Raw genomic sequence first — 12756 nt, forward strand, 5'->3', positions numbered from 1 at the left:
CCGCTTGCCGACCGAGGTCAGGCTCTCCCGCGTGCGCACGAGGTAACCGGCGAAGAAGATCGCCAGGCAGATCTTGGCGAGCTCGCCGGGCTGGAAGGCGAACATGCCGCCCAGCGACACCCAGACCTGGGCGTTCGCGTCGGGGATCCGCAGACCGGGCACGAACGGCAGGAGCAGCAGGAGGATGCCGGCGAGGCCGAAGATGTAGGTGTACCGGAAGAGGATCCGGTAGTTGCGCAGCAGGATGACCACCGCGATCGCACCGGCGAGCGAGATGGCCGTCCAGGCGAGCTGCTTGGTGGAGTAGGCGTTCCACCCGGTGTTCCCGAACGCGATGTCGATCCGGTAGATCATCGCGACGCCGAGGCCGGTGAGCAGCGTCGCGATCGGGACCACGAACGGGTCGGCGTCGGCGGCGACGAAGCGGAGCACGACGTGCAGCGCGAAGGCGAGGGCGGCGAGTCCGCCGCCGATCGCCAGGATCATCGGGTCGATCGTGCCGAGAGCGCCGAGCTGGACGAGGGTGAGGGCGGCGCCGCTGATCGCGCAGGCGAAGAGGAGCAGCCAGAACTCGCGGTTGCGCTGCGTCTGAGGCATGCGCAGTCGGCGCAGGGCCTTGATGACGGTGGTGTCGGCTTGGACGTCGGTGCTCATCCGGCACCTCCCGACGGCGTCTCGCTCGGCGAGGGGAGCGGGGTGGGCAGCGGCGTCTGCTCGATGATGTTGGCCTCGGCGCCGGAGCGGAGCCGGTCGACGATGGCCATCGCGTCCGAGAGCGAGCGGGCGCTGATGGTGCGCTCGACCGAGGCCCGCTGGTACGGCGGCAGATCGGCGAGGAGGATCTCGGTGTCGTCGACCGGGGTCGACAGGGTGATCGGACCGATGTTCTGCTGCACGCCCTGGAAGATCACCACGCTGTCCTCGTCGGCGCCGATGAAGTAGCGCGTCTGCGTCCAGCTGTATGCCGCGAACGCGGCGAAGCCGAGCATCGCGAGGACGACGACCGCGCCGGCGATCCAGCCCAGTCGGCGGCGCTTGGCGCGACGGCGATCCTCCTCGATCAGCTCCTCGAGGTACTCGGGCGCCGGCTCGAAGTGGCTCGGCTCGTTCGCGGCCTGCCGCACCGGGTGCAGCCAGTTGCTCCGCGGCGCGCGGACCGGCGGCACGTAGACCCCGGACGGGTTCGACGCCGCGCCGACGATCGTGGCCGTGCCGGAGTGGACGGGGTGCTGTCCGCCTACGTCGACGATCACGATCGTGACGTTGTCCGGGGCGCCGCCGTCGAGGGCCTGCTTGAGGAGGTTGTCGGCCGTGCGCCCCGGGGCGAGCCCGAGCTGCATGGCCTTGAGGATGCGCGCCTCGTCCACCACGCCCGAGAGGCCGTCGGAGCACAGCAGCCAGCGGTCGCCGGGCTGCGCGTGCATGACGAACATGTCGAGCTCGGGGTCGGCGTCCATGTCGCTGAGCACCCGCATGAGCACCGAACGACGCGGGTGGTATCGGGCCTCTTCCGGGGTGATCCGGCCGGAGTCGACCAGTCGCTGCACGAAGGTGTGGTCCGCGGTGATCTGCGTGAGCGCGTCGTCGCGGTAGAGGTAGATGCGCGAGTCGCCGATGTGGCCGATGACGGCGTACTCGTCGACCATGATGATCGCGCTGAGCGTGGTGCCGAGCCCGGCGAGCTCGGGACGATCCTTCGCGGCGCGGATGAGGTCGCCCGCGGCCGTCGTGGCGGCGGCCTGGAGGGCGGCCTGCGCGTCCTCCGTGGAGGAGTACGGCTGATCCAGCGGCTCCATGCGCTGGATCGCGATGCTGGAGGCGACGTCGCCGCCCGCGTGTCCGCCCATGCCGTCGGCGACGACGAACAGGTTCGCCCCGGAGTACCCGGAGTCCTGGTTGTTGGAGCGGACCTTCCCGGTGTGGGAGATCGCGGCGCTCGAGCCTTCGAAGACCATGCCGGCGTTAGGCCCTCAGCTCGAACGTCGTCGCGCCGACCTTGACCGGGGTGCCGAGGCTGAGGGAGACCGGGCCGCCCGTCACCCGCTGGCCGGCCACGAACGTGCCGTTCGTCGAGTCGAGGTCCTGGATCGCCCACGTGTCGCCGCGGAGCAGGAGCCGGGCGTGATGGCTGGACGTGTAGTCGTCGCGGATCACCAGGGCGGATTCGCTGGAGCGGCCGATCGTCATCGCGTCGGAGCCCAGGGGCAGTTCGAGACCCGCCTTCGGTCCGGACGTGATCACGAGGCGCTTCGCCGTGGCCACGGTCGCGGGGCCGGTCGACGGTCGCGCCGACGAGGGACGGGGCGGGGCCGCCGGTGCCGCGGCCGGAGCGGCGGCGGGTGCTCCCGCTGTCGCCTCCGCGGGGAGCTTCCGAGCCCGCACCCCGAACAGGTCGGCGCGCAGGGAGTAGACGACCCCGAACACGAAGAACCACATCAGCACGAGGAAGCCGATGCGGAGCAGGAGCAGGACCAGTTCACTCATCCGAGGGCTCCGAACACGCGGGTCGCGTCGTCGTCGGGGCGCGACGACCGCGACGGGGTGGCGACGGGGACGATGCGGAACACGAGGTCGGTACGACCGATCGTGATCGTGGTGTCGGAGGGGAGGGCGGCCTCGCGGAGCTTCTGCCCGTCGACCTTCGTGCCGTTGGTGGATCCCATGTCGCGGAGCATGGCGCGCTCGCCGTCCCAGAGGATCTCGGCGTGACGACGGCTGGATCCGGCGTCGGCGATGGTGATGTCGGCGTCGGAGCCACGGCCGATCACGGTGCGGGCACGGGTGAGGGTGTGCCGGCGTCCGTCGACGTCGACCACGGCCTGCCAGCTCACGCGTCCTTCGACGGTGCCCGAGGTGACGCGCACGGTGCCGGTGGCGACCTTGTCGTCCGCCTCGAGCGTGAGGGACAGGGGGCCGGCGAAGCTGTAGCCCTGCGACTTCGCGTGTTTCGTCAGGAGTGCGTGCAGCTCGTCCGTCAGCGCGCCACCGAGCCCGCGCATGCGCTCCGCGTCGTCGGGGCTCAGGCGCACGACGTAGTTGTTGGGCGCGATGATGCGGTCACGGCTCACCACGGCCGCAGTGGTATCCGCCTCGCGTCGCAGCGCCGAAGCGATCTCCACGGGCTGGATGCCGCTGCGGAAGGTCTTCGCGAACGCGCTGTTCACTGCGCGCTCGAGACCCTTCTCAAAGCTGTCAAGTAGTCCCACTGGGCTCCTCTGGCATGCCGACCGGTAGGGACATCGTAGCCAGGTGACCTGGGGGAACGCCGCCGACGCCCCTGCCGGGGTGTGCAACGCGGGCGAAAACGCGTGATATCCTCGGAAAGTTGAGTTCTTCGGAGCGAGACGCTCGCGCGAGTGGCGGAATGGTAGACGCGCTGGCTTCAGGTGCCAGTGTCCGTATGGACGTGGGGGTTCAAGTCCCCCCTCGCGCACGCGAGTGAAAAAGGCCCCTGATCTGGGATTTAGTTCCCAAGGTCAGGGGTCGTTTTCGTCGGAAGTGCTAGAAAAAGTGCTAAGCCCCCGCGCTGGTGGCTGTCCGAGTGGTTTCATTCGGCGCTTCGCTGTCTTTGGTGCCGTGGGATCATGGAGGGTATGCAAGCCGCCCAGACTGTCGTGTTCCTGCACGGGCTGGGTGAGAGCCCGGATGCCTGGGATGCGCAGCGTGCCGTGTTGCCGTCGGGCTTCGACTCGTTGGCTGTGGACGTCTTTGGCTCCGGTGACGGGTCTGACAGGGCGGTCTCGTTCAGCCTCGATGGCGCGGCTGACGCGGTGTGGGAGCAGATCGAGCGGCACGGTGCTGACAGGGTGCATCTGTGCGGGCTGTCGCTGGGGGCGATGATCGCGTTGCAGGTCGCGCTCGATCGCCCGGAGCGGGTTCGGTCGTTGACGTTGGCGGCGGGGCAGGTGAAGCCGCCGCGTGCGCTCATGGCCGTGCAGGGCGCAGTGTTCCGCCTACTTCCGGCCAAGGTGCTGGAGAAGCAGGGCGCGCGCAAGGATGTGATGCTGTCGGTGATGCGAGCGGTCAGCCGCGCCGATTTCTCAGGTCAGCTCGATGCGGTGTCGTCTCCGACGCTGGTGCTGTGCGGTGAGAAGGATCGTCCGAACATGCCCGCGGCTCGCACTCTCGCGGCGGGCATCCGCGGCGCGGAGCTATGCATCATCCCCGGCGCTGGGCATCAGTCGCACATGCAGGCACCCGAGGCCTTCGCGACGCTGCTGAGAGAGTTCCTGACTCGCGTGAGCGCACAGGAGGCAGACAACGACTGACGAACCGAGGGGTGTTCGTCGTTCGTGCGGGGCTCAGGAGCCGAGGTGGGCGGCGAAGCGGTCTACGGCCGAGCGCTGCATGGTCGGGGTGACGTGGGAGTAGATGTTCATCGTCGTCGTGATCGTGGAGTGCCCCAGACGCTCTTGGACGACCTTGGGGTGTTCCCCGAGTTCGAGTAGCAGGGTCGCGTGGGTGTGGCGCAGGCCCTTGATCGTGACGCGGTGCAGGGTGTCGAACTTCGCGGTCGCCCACTTCAAGCGGCGGTCCCAGCGGCTGGTCATGGCGTCGGGTGACCGGAGCTTGCCGTCGTCGTCTCCGAAGACATAGGCGTCGGCTTTCGCCAGCTCGAACGACACCTCAGCCCGCGCGACCTTGTAGGAGGCGAGCACTCGGAGGGTTTCGGTGTCTACGTCGATCACGCGAGCCTGCCCGGTCTTGGTGGTCTTCGTCTTCGTCCAATCGTCGGTATCGACGGCGCGACGGATGCTGACCCGCATCGTCTTGGCGTTGATATCCGACCATCTGAGCGCGAGGGCTTCGCTTCTGCGCATGCCGGTGTAAGCGATGAGCCGCCACAGCGGGAACAGTTCGTCTTCGAGGGTGTCGCGGTTCCAGGTGAGGAACGTCTGCAACTGCTCGGCCGTCCACGTCGCGATCTCGGGCTTCTGCGCCCGCACCTCGCTGGACTTCGGGGGCTTCACGGTGCGCTTCTTCTTCGCCGGGTTCACCGTCAGGTGACCATCGTCGATCGCGGCGTCAAGGATCGCACCGAGCACGACATGCACCTTGTGGACCGAGTTCGCGGAGAGTGGCTTGCCCTTGCCGTATTCGTCGTTGCGGCCGTGGTCTTCGAGGTCGCGGTAGTGGCGGGCGATCCGGGTGGCGGTGAGCTTGTCGAGCCGAATCGCGCCGAGCTGGGGCCGGATGTGGTTGCGGATGATCTTCTTGTACCCCGTGATCGTGGACGCGGCGAGCTTCAACCCCGCCACCCACTCGTCGGCGTAGACGCCCACGGTGGGCACTTTGTTGCCGAACTTCTCGTTCTGCTTGCGCTGCCTGAGCGCCTCCTGCAGGGCGTCGTTGGCTTCGTCGGTGCTGGTGAACCCGGAACGGGTGAGCCTGCGCGATCCCATCTCGGGGTACTCGGGATCTTTCAGGACGTAGATCTGGAACCGCCACCGCTTCCCCTGGTCGGTGTCGTAGGACTGGATCGAGCCGGGCTGCCGAGAGCGGGAGCGTCGCTGCTGCTTCTCACCCCCGCGGCCCTGCCCTGCGGACTGTCGTTTCTTGGTCATGACAGGGTGCTCCTCGCGGTGGTCTGTCCGGGCCGGTGGGTGTTGCCGTAGTTTTCGGCGTAGTCGGCGGCGTTGAACACGCGCCCCTCGGGGTCGAGCTGCACGCCCCGCTCCTGGATCACGCGTGCGCGTGCCCGGGCCGTCTCCAAGCGTTCCTGGTAGGCGGCGATGGTCTTCGGGTGCGCGCTCGTCTTCTCGGGGTCGTCCTTGCTGGGGGCGGTCATGCCTTCGAGGGTGGTTTCGAGGTGATGGATGCGGTCAGTGCAGATCACCCATTCCTGCTGCCAGTAGTTGAACAGCCCCTCATCGGTGAGCACGAGTTCCCCGCGCATCCACCTGTCGATCTCTTCCGGCTCATACCCCTCGGGCACGCCGGTGAGCGTCGTCTGCTCGTCCGGTGGGGTCAGGAGCGCGGCGGGGGTGGTGCGCAGCAGGTAGGCGATGACGGTGAGGTCGTCCACGTCCACGCGGCGATCCCCGGTCTCCAGCTTGCTGATCCCCGACGGCGACAGCTTCCGGCCTGCCGCGTGCAGTCCGTCGGACATGGTGCGCAGGTCCATCCCGATCGCTTGGCGGGCGGCGCGGATGTTCTGCGCGACGTGCGTGTTCGTGATCCCTGCGGGGTTGCCCCGCACCCTTTCTGTTTCCATGTAAGAAATCTACAGTGCGATACTTGACAGCGCAAGTGCGATTCTCTACGGTAGGGAGAATCACATTTACGCGCGCGACTGGAACGGATGGTGTGACCATGCGGCAGAGCACCCTCGACATGGACGACCTTCGCAAGCGGCGCAGCCTGGTCATCACCCGCAAGGAAGCTGCCGAAGCTCTCGGGGTCGATCCCCGCACGATCACGACGAGCATCAACGAGGGCACGATCCCGCATGTGAAGCTCGGGCGGCGCATCGTGATCCCGCGCGAGAAGTTCCTCGCCCTCTTCGCAGACACCCCGGCCGACAATGGCGAGCCCTGACGCTCCGCTGCCGGTGGTGCCGAATCGGCACCCCCGATCCCGGCTTCCCTGTGAATGTCGGTGTCGCGACGTAGACTGATCTGAGAACGCCGACCACAAGGAGGCACCCGAATGGCTCTCAAGACTCCCGTATCCGAGGCCCATGTCCGGCGTGTGCTCGCCGAGGTCGAGGCTGGTCAAGAGACGGCCGGGGCGGTTGTGTCCGAGGCGGATCGGGAGATTGCCCGCCGCCAAGTGCGCGGCGAGCTGTCCGGGAATGAGGCGGTGCGCGAGGCGATCGCAGCCGCGCTCGACCGTTTCTCCGGCAAGTAACCCGTCCGGGCAGGAGCACCAGTGCCCGACCGCTACAGCTACCCGAACAGCGATGTTCTCATCAACAAGCTCGGCATCACCGACTACGACCGCTGGAAAGCCGTCGAGACGGCCGCGATCCATCAGCGCATGGTCGAACTCACCGAGCACCCCATCCCCGGCCGCTTCGACCTCGCCCACTTGCAGGCCACCCACCGGCATCTGACGCAAGACCTCTATGTCTGGGGTGGCGACATTCGCGACACCGACACCCACCCCGGTGGCACCGGCGTCGCGCATTGCCGCCCCCAGTTCATCGTTCCCGAGGCCGAGCGCGTCTTCGGTGCACTTGCTGAGCGTGACTACTTGCGCGGGCTGGACGCGGATGCGTTCTCCGACGGGCTGGCATGGGTGTGGGGCGAGACGACGGCGATCCATCCGTTCCGTGACGTGAACACGCGCAGTCAGCACATCATGTTCAACCAGCTCGCCCGCGACGCCGGATGGGTCATCGACTGGGCGCAGATTCCCGGCGACGTGTTCGCCCACGCCCGCACCCTCGCCATCGTGGAAGATCACTCGGGCATCGACGCTCTGATCCGCCCGAACCTGCACCGTCTCGAACATATCCCCACCCTGACGGTGGAGCAGGTGCGCAGCTTCCAAGCGCGGGGCATCTCCCGAACACCGGACGTCCTGGATCGCGAACTCGACGCAGCACGCACACGACGACACCCCGGCCCGGGAGCGGGGCCATTCAGGACAGAGACGCGCCGCCCGGAACCGCCAGCACCGCACGGCGGGCTATCTCTGTAGCGCGTGATGAAGGCTGAACAGACGATCACTCAAGCAACGATGGCAAGGAGGTGCACCGTGCCCGATCAGAGCTTCGTAGAGCATGAGGTGGCGAATATCGTCGCGTCCTGGGCAATGGAGGGGCAACACTGCACGGCAGAGGAAATCGCGCTGCTGCACGACGTTGCCGCCGGTCGCGTCAGCGGGAACATCGCTGACATCGTCCGGCTGTTGGACGCGGACTGAGGTTCCAACGCTCAAGGCTCCCGAGCCGAGTGCATCGGCGCAGAGATTGCCTACACGCAGCACGAACGCACTGCGTCACAAACTGAGCCCGGGGGCTCCTCGTTGCTGATCCGGGCCGGTCCTCGTCGGCCCGGCGTTCCGGCGCGTGAGCGCCTCCTGGCGGGCTTCGAGCGCTTCGCGCTCGATTCGCTGCTGCTCGCGCCTTTGGGTGAGCCATTCGGCTGCTTCTGCGACGGGGCGTGCGTCTAGTTCCGCGATGATCTGCCGCGCACGGGCGGCGCGCTGCCTGGCGCGTTCGGCATCGGCTCTAGGGCTCGGGATGCGGAAGGTGCCGCGCATCTGCCGCATTTGCTCCGCCCCGTACACCTCGATGGTGAGGCGGTCCTGCTCGATGCCTTGCCGCTCGCGCGTCTGACGTTTCGCGGTCTGGGCGTTGCTGAGGGAGTGTTCGGCCTCTTGCACTTCTGGGTGGGCGCCGGCTTGTTGCGTCGCGATGGTGTTCGCCCATTCGGTGATGGAGTGCCAGGGCGATGGCGCGGTGCCCCAGGTCTGGGTGATGAGCTGCTCGATCCTCTCGACAGATTCGGCGGCGGCGTCGCTGTTCCGGGCGGTAGTGCGCTTGCGCCCGAACTTCGCTGCTCTCGCCTCGCCGCGGGCGTCGTGGAGGCGTGCCCGTGCGTGGGCGAGTTCTTGCCCGTCGGCGCGCGCCTGCGTCTCGACCTCGTCGGTGACCTCGTGGCGGGTGTGCTCCACACGCTCCTTCGCATGGGTGACGAGTTCTCTGATCGCCTGAGTTTCTGCGCGGTGGGTGTCTTTCTGCGCGGCGAATCGGGCGGCGGCCTCCTCGAACACGGACGCGCTCTGCTCCGCTCGTTCGATGATCTGGGTGAGGCGTGCTCGCTCGGTCTGCACGAGACGCACCGGCCCCTCATCCACGAGCCCGCGCACTGCCTCGGCCGCCCGCTCGGTGGCGTCGGTGAGGCCGCGGTCGGCGCGGTCGCGTTCCATCGCCTCGATGAACTGCGCCCTCGCGTCGGCCTGGTTCTCGGCCACGATATGCAGCACATTCGACTCCCGGCCACGGGTCATGCCGACGTAGACGCTCGCGGCGCTGGTGGTCTCGGTGAGGATCGTGTGCGACCCGTCCACCGTCGCGCCCTGCACCCCGTAGGCGGTCGCCGCATACGACAGATGCGCGTACCCGGCCACATAGTCGGCGGGCAGGCGCACGGTGCGCTGCCGCTTCCGCCCGTCCCCGGCCTCCCGCACGCGCAACGACCCGTCTTGCTCGACGTGCTGCACGATCCACTGCTGCCGGTTCGCCACACCAAGCTCGGTGTTGTTCTTACGGGTCTGGATCAGGTCACCCGCACCGACGGGGAGGCCGTCGCTCCCGGAGACGGTGCCGTGGTCGTCGACCTCCCCGCGGGCAACCCGCTCATCCCGGACACGGGCGTTGATCGTGCGGGCCTCATCGTTCGAGGTCACCGTGACGGCTTCCCCATCGCCTCGATGCTGCGCGATGTGCTCTCTCGCGTCGTCGCCGCTCGCGTGGAGACGGACAAGACCAAGCACGGCGAGCTGGTCGAAAACCTCGCCGGGGTTCCGGCCGTCGCGCATCCGCACCGTGACCTCGGCATATGCGGGGTCGGTGAAGCGATGCACCTCAGCCATATCGAAAGTGCGGCCCCGGATGTGTGCGGCCATGTCGAGCACCCCGCCGCGCCCGACCGCGGCGAGCTGCGCGCGATCCCCGACGAGCGCGACCGTCGCACCCGCCTCAGCGGTCACGGTCAGGAGGGCGATGGCGGTGTCCTGGTCGAGCATCCCCGCCTCGTCCACGATCACCCGCTCACCCCGCACCAGCCGCGCATCCTCGGACGCGCCTTGGTAGGTGCGCCCGGTCTCGGGGTCGGTGTCGCCGGGTGTCAGGCGTGTCCATACGCCGTCGCTGTTCCATCGCCACCCGTGCGCGTGCACGAGCGCCGCAACACTGGTCGCGGGGACGCCGAGTTCGTCGTGTGCGACCTGTGCGGCGCGCAACGTCGGCGCAACCACCCGCGACACCCGCCCGTGCTCCTGCGCGACCTCGATTGCAACACCGAGCATGGTGGTCTTGCCGCTTCCGGCTGCGCCTTCCACGATCACCAGCGGATCGGTCGACGCGACCGCGGCGGCGGCGCGCTCCTGCCCGGCGTCCAGGCTCCGCGCTCGCGCCGCGCCGCGCACGTCCGGGTGCTGCGGTTCGCGCTTCGGAACTCGTGCGGCGATCAGGTCGCGCAACTCTGTCTCGGCTTGCACCACGCGTAGGCTCGTGAAGTGCGCCACATGCTCCGGCGTTGCTGCGCCGGGCGGGAGGATCGAGAAGCAATCCTCCACCGCCAACGCGGTGGCGATGGTCGCGAAGTCGCGTATCTCGGTCGAGGCGGCTTGCACGCCGTACTCGGTCATGATCCGGGTCGCGTGCTCCTGCACCGTGTGCCGCGTCCACGCCGACCCGCCCGCGGCGCACCGATCCAGCGCACGGTTCGCAACGGTCTGCACGGCAAGGTCGTCCAGTGATGCCGGCGCACGACGCGCGGGCCGACGCAACGTCTCGGGGTCGTAGCCGGCGTCGTGCAACTCTGCGATCCAGGCGTGTTCTTCGCGGAGCGTGGTGGGCTTCTTCGCGGGCCGCTCATGCGCCCACGCCTTCGCCGCAAGCCGGGCCGAGACGACCGGGCCTATCGACTCGCCGGGATGGGCAGCCTCCCACTCGGCTTCGAGTCGTTCCAGGTGGCGGCGTACTTGCTCGCCGCGCTTGCTCATCACGCCGTTGAACCGCTCGAGCTCGACCACCTCACCCGATACCGGATCGAGGGTGAGGCCGCGCCGATCCAGCACCTCCGCAAGTTCCGGGTGCGCGGCGATCACGGCGGTGCCGAGGGCGCGGATCGCCCCCTGCTGCCGGAACAGCGCCGCGGTGTCCAACGCCCGCCACTTCCTCGCCGCCCACACGCGGGTGCCGATCTGGAAGTGGATATGCCGGTGCGGATCACCCGCCCGCGACGTGCGGTGCGACACCGCCACGGTCTGCAACGCCTCGACGGGCACAACCTCCTGCTTGCCGCGCGGCCCAACGCGGGTCACGGAGTGCTGGGCGAGCCAGCGCTGAATCTCCGCCACAGCATCCTGCTGCGCCCGGTCGAGGGCTGCGGACACTTCGGGGTGGAGGGCTGCGGCGATCGAGAGGGACTTCGGGGCGTTCACCACCATCTCCGCGAACCGCGGCGACCCCTGCCGCCCCTCACCCGGCAGACGCGGCCTCCCCATCGACTCACCCGTGAGCGGGCTCGTCCAGTCCACCCACGCGGCATACGCCTCCGGGTCGAGCCCCAGCGCAGCGGTCACGTTGCCGTCGCCGTCAAGCGCGGTGAACTCCGCCACAGACGCCTCCCCGCTGAGGTAGTAGTCATCGGCGCGGGAGCGGTCGGCCTCTACATAACGGCGCGCGTCAGCTCCGGTTCCCCGGAACAGGATCACGCCGCCATGCATGAGGATCACCACCGATGTTTCTAGTACCGCAACTACACTATCTACCACAGTAGCATACGTTCATTCAGAAGGACAGCGTCAGATCTCAAGACACTGTTCTTCTGAATGAGATCGGTGGATACTTCATGTCCCAAGACCTCGCTGATATTCGGGTCCTCGGGTGTCTGGTCGGGAATCAGGGTTTTGCGGGTTGTAACGGACGTAGCCGACGTGTGTAACGCCACGTTCGGGGATTGCGTTTTTGGTGTAGAGAGCGCCAGTGTGGAACCTTGATCGGTCTGGTGTGTATTCAAGTGGTCCTGCTGTGCGCGTCACCGACGACGGGGCCCAGAAACAAGATGGGAGCCCGTATATTCGTCGTTGGTGCGAGGGACCGTTCTTGGCGTGCTAACCACGGATGCTACTCATGCAGCCGTTGAACCATGGCAACGGTTCCCAGCGCATCTAGGAGACCCGAACCTGCAGCACCGGAAGACCCGCTCAGACCACCCGCTGGCGCTGCACCCCGAGGCCCTCGATACCGAGCTCCACCACATCGCCCGGCTGAAGGTAGGGGAACCGGCCGGAGAGCGCGACGCCCTCCGGCGTGCCGGTGTTGATGAGGTCACCGGGCTCCAGGACCATGTACTGCGACAGGTGCCACACCAGGGTGGGCACGTCGAAGATGAGATCCGCGGTGCTGGAATCCTGCCGGGTCTCGCCATTCACCGTCGACCAGAGCCGCAGCGCGTGCGGGGTTGCGATCTCGGACAGCGGGACGAGCGCCGGGCCGAGCGGATTAAATGACGGGCCGCTCTTGCCCTTCGACCACTGGCCACCGGATTCCTCGATCTGCCACGCACGCTCGCTCACATCGTGGCTGACGACGAATCCCGCGATCGCGTTCGCCGCCTCCTCCGGCGAGCGAAGCCGATGCGTCCGCCGTGCGATCACGACGCCGAGCTCCACTTCCCAGTCGAGCTTCGTCGCCCCCTGGGGGAATGGCAGGTCGTCGTTAGGCCCGACCACCGTGTTCGGATGCTTGAAAAAGATGATCGGCACCTCCGGTGGGGCATCGCCGGACTCCGCCGCGTGCGCGGCGTAGTTCTGCCCGACGCAGATCACCGCCGTGGGCCGTGCGATCGGGGCGCCGACCCGGAGTGCTTCGGCCCCGTTGAGGAGCGGCAGATCTGCAGCAGCAGCCCGTGCTCGCTCGATGCCATCGGCCTCCAGGAACCGCCCGTCGATATCGGCGGTGAGGGGGCGCAGGTCGCGCACCGCGCCGGTGTCGTCGCGCAGGGCAGGGATCTCCTGGCCGAGGGGGCCGAGGCGGAGGAGGTGCATGAATGGTCCTTCTTCGTGAATCGAGGTCTG

At 67.9% G+C, this 12756-nt stretch carries 13 protein-coding genes and 1 tRNA gene; 6 read left to right on the forward strand and 8 right to left on the reverse strand.

Annotated elements, in window-relative coordinates; all coding sequences use genetic code 11:
• The 4 genes from B7W94_RS02465 to B7W94_RS18035 all read right to left on the reverse strand — a co-directional run.
• Positions 1-654 (reverse strand): FtsW/RodA/SpoVE family cell cycle protein (locus B7W94_RS02465; protein ID WP_172400048.1); only part of this gene is annotated, 654 nt, incomplete at its 3' end.
• A complete protein-coding gene (locus tag B7W94_RS02470) occupies positions 651-1955 on the reverse strand; it encodes a PP2C family protein-serine/threonine phosphatase (RefSeq protein ID WP_025102895.1) in 1305 nt (434 codons plus the stop codon). The genes B7W94_RS02465 and B7W94_RS02470, both read right to left, overlap by 4 nt.
• 7 nt (positions 1956-1962) lie before the next feature.
• Entirely contained in the window at positions 1963-2484 is a 522-nt protein-coding gene (locus tag B7W94_RS02475) for an FHA domain-containing protein FhaB/FipA (protein ID WP_025102896.1), read from the reverse strand.
• A complete protein-coding gene (locus B7W94_RS18035; RefSeq protein ID WP_025102897.1) occupies positions 2481-3206 on the reverse strand; it encodes an FhaA domain-containing protein in 726 nt (241 codons plus the stop codon). Before B7W94_RS18035 ends, B7W94_RS02475 begins: the two co-directional genes overlap by 4 nt.
• 144 nt (positions 3207-3350) lie before the next feature.
• Between B7W94_RS18035 and B7W94_RS02485 the strand changes: the two genes are divergently transcribed.
• Together B7W94_RS02485 and B7W94_RS02490 are read left to right on the forward strand one after the other, a co-directional pair.
• A tRNA-Leu gene (locus B7W94_RS02485) sits at positions 3351-3433 on the forward strand.
• A gap of 160 nt (positions 3434-3593) precedes the next feature.
• The gene (locus B7W94_RS02490; RefSeq protein ID WP_062765915.1) at positions 3594-4268 is read left to right on the forward strand and encodes an alpha/beta fold hydrolase; all 675 of its coding nucleotides are present in this window, start codon (positions 3594-3596) and stop codon (positions 4266-4268) included.
• Positions 4269-4301: 33 nt separating this feature from the next.
• Here B7W94_RS02490 and B7W94_RS02495 read toward each other — a convergent pair whose 3' ends face one another.
• Together B7W94_RS02495 and B7W94_RS02500 are read right to left on the reverse strand one after the other, a co-directional pair.
• Entirely contained in the window at positions 4302-5564 is a 1263-nt protein-coding gene (locus B7W94_RS02495) for a tyrosine-type recombinase/integrase (RefSeq protein ID WP_062765919.1), read from the reverse strand.
• A complete protein-coding gene (locus B7W94_RS02500) occupies positions 5561-6214 on the reverse strand; it encodes a helix-turn-helix domain-containing protein (RefSeq protein ID WP_139833230.1) in 654 nt (217 codons plus the stop codon). The genes B7W94_RS02495 and B7W94_RS02500 overlap by 4 nt, the downstream gene beginning before the upstream one ends.
• A 98-nt stretch (positions 6215-6312) precedes the next feature.
• Between B7W94_RS02500 and B7W94_RS02505 the strand changes: the two genes are divergently transcribed.
• The 4 genes from B7W94_RS02505 to B7W94_RS18040 all read left to right on the forward strand — a co-directional run bounded on the left by B7W94_RS02505 (position 6313) and on the right by B7W94_RS18040 (position 7869).
• Positions 6313-6537, forward strand: a complete 225-nt coding sequence (locus tag B7W94_RS02505; RefSeq protein ID WP_062767035.1) for a helix-turn-helix domain-containing protein — start codon at positions 6313-6315, stop codon at positions 6535-6537.
• A 111-nt stretch (positions 6538-6648) separates the two neighbouring features.
• A complete protein-coding gene (locus B7W94_RS02510; protein ID WP_062765926.1) occupies positions 6649-6849 on the forward strand; it encodes a hypothetical protein in 201 nt (66 codons plus the stop codon).
• A gap of 21 nt (positions 6850-6870) precedes the next feature.
• On the forward strand, positions 6871-7644 hold the full coding sequence (locus B7W94_RS02515; RefSeq protein WP_062765930.1) for a Fic/DOC family protein: 774 nt from the start codon (positions 6871-6873) through the stop codon (positions 7642-7644).
• Positions 7645-7701: 57 nt separating this feature from the next.
• Positions 7702-7869, forward strand: a complete 168-nt coding sequence (locus B7W94_RS18040; protein ID WP_157544403.1) for a hypothetical protein — start codon at positions 7702-7704, stop codon at positions 7867-7869.
• A gap of 75 nt (positions 7870-7944) precedes the next feature.
• Here B7W94_RS18040 and mobF read toward each other — a convergent pair whose 3' ends face one another.
• Positions 7945-11415: a MobF family relaxase gene (gene mobF / locus B7W94_RS02520; protein WP_231729538.1), complete on the reverse strand. Its 3471-nt coding sequence runs from the start codon at positions 11413-11415 to the stop codon at positions 7945-7947.
• A 468-nt stretch (positions 11416-11883) separates the two neighbouring features.
• On the reverse strand, positions 11884-12726 hold the full coding sequence (locus B7W94_RS02525) for a fumarylacetoacetate hydrolase family protein (RefSeq protein ID WP_062765933.1): 843 nt from the start codon (positions 12724-12726) through the stop codon (positions 11884-11886).
• Between the last annotated feature and the right edge of the window lie 30 nt (positions 12727-12756).

Source organism: Microbacterium sp. LEMMJ01, assembly GCF_002114135.1.
Classification (GTDB): Bacteria; Actinomycetota; Actinomycetes; order Actinomycetales; family Microbacteriaceae; genus Microbacterium.

Coding starts and splice junctions, on each gene's coding strand:
- B7W94_RS02470 (WP_025102895.1), bottom strand. CDS start 1,955: ATGGTCTTCGAAGGCTCGAGCGCCGCGATCTCCCACACCGGGAAGGTC.
- B7W94_RS02500 (WP_139833230.1), bottom strand. CDS start 6,214: ATGGAAACAGAAAGGGTGCGGGGCAACCCCGCAGGGATCACGAACACG.
- B7W94_RS02510 (WP_062765926.1), top strand. CDS start 6,649: ATGGCTCTCAAGACTCCCGTATCCGAGGCCCATGTCCGGCGTGTGCTC.
- B7W94_RS02475 (WP_025102896.1), bottom strand. CDS start 2,484: ATGAGTGAACTGGTCCTGCTCCTGCTCCGCATCGGCTTCCTCGTGCTG.
- B7W94_RS02495 (WP_062765919.1), bottom strand. CDS start 5,564: ATGACCAAGAAACGACAGTCCGCAGGGCAGGGCCGCGGGGGTGAGAAG.
- B7W94_RS02505 (WP_062767035.1), top strand. CDS start 6,313: ATGCGGCAGAGCACCCTCGACATGGACGACCTTCGCAAGCGGCGCAGC.
- B7W94_RS02525 (WP_062765933.1), bottom strand. CDS start 12,726: ATGCACCTCCTCCGCCTCGGCCCCCTCGGCCAGGAGATCCCTGCCCTG.
- B7W94_RS02490 (WP_062765915.1), top strand. CDS start 3,594: ATGCAAGCCGCCCAGACTGTCGTGTTCCTGCACGGGCTGGGTGAGAGC.